This window comes from Nocardia niwae NBRC 108934 = DSM 45340, assembly GCF_001613465.1.
Lineage (GTDB): Bacteria > Actinomycetota > Actinomycetes > Mycobacteriales > Mycobacteriaceae > Nocardia > Nocardia niwae.
The window spans coordinates 1-825 of record NZ_BDCK01000099.1; the positions used below are offsets into that span (position 1 = coordinate 1).

Annotated in this window: 1 protein-coding gene; it reads right to left on the reverse strand. The window is 64.6% G+C overall.

What is annotated here, in order from left to right:
* Positions 1 to 691 (reverse strand): protein phosphatase 2C domain-containing protein (locus tag NNI01S_RS33000; protein ID WP_218019297.1); only part of this gene is annotated, 691 nt, incomplete at its 3' end.
* Positions 692 to 825: the final 134 nt, after the last annotated feature.

Consider the following 825-nt stretch of genomic DNA (forward strand, 5'->3'; position numbering starts at 1 on the left):
CCAGCAGGGCGGTGACGTTGTCGTGTTCACCGTTGTCGATGGCGTGTTGGACGAAGGATCGGGATGCGCCGAGCAGGTTTCCTGACGAGTCGGCCAGCTTCTGTCGCAGTGTGTCGGCGATTCGTTGTTCGGGTGTGTCCGCGTTCGACTGGTCTTCGTGGTAGATATTCACGGCACCGTCCGAGAACAGTGCCACGAATCCGCTTCCGGGAAGCTGGAACGACCTGGGGTGCAGGTCACTCAGCTCGATGTCGCCCAGGTAGTCGTTCAAATTCGAGGCGAGCCAGGAGTGCCTCAGCGCGTGCACGGTCATCCCGAGGCTTTCCGCCAGTTCGGCGATGGCGGGGTCGGGCGCGGTCAGTTCGATCGCGGGGCCGCCGTCGTGAGGGATCCAGAAGGCGGGTGAATCGCCGCGCGAAAGGGTGATGAGCTGTGTCGGGGTGGCGAGGGTCAGCACCAGTGTGGTGGCGGGCGGTACAGCGGAATCGGCGTATTTCTCCGAGATCAGCTCGCGAACGGCCCGGTGAGCAGCCTCGAGCGCCTTCTTCGCTGTTCCTTCCGGGTCCGGCCTGGCGCCGTTCGCGACGCGGTCCGCCTCCTCGTGAAGGACAGCCACGGCTGCTTCGGCGGCTGCCTGTGATGCCTCTTCACTGTGTCCCTGGCTGGACACACCGTCGGCGACCGCGGCCAAAGTCCAGCGCTCGCCACCTACATCCGCCGTCTCGACCGCGAAGAAATCCTCGTTCACATTGTGACGGACGGTCTGGCCGCCCCGATCACTCACACCGGCTGCCGAGACCAGATCGACTTCGAAATGATCCCGCC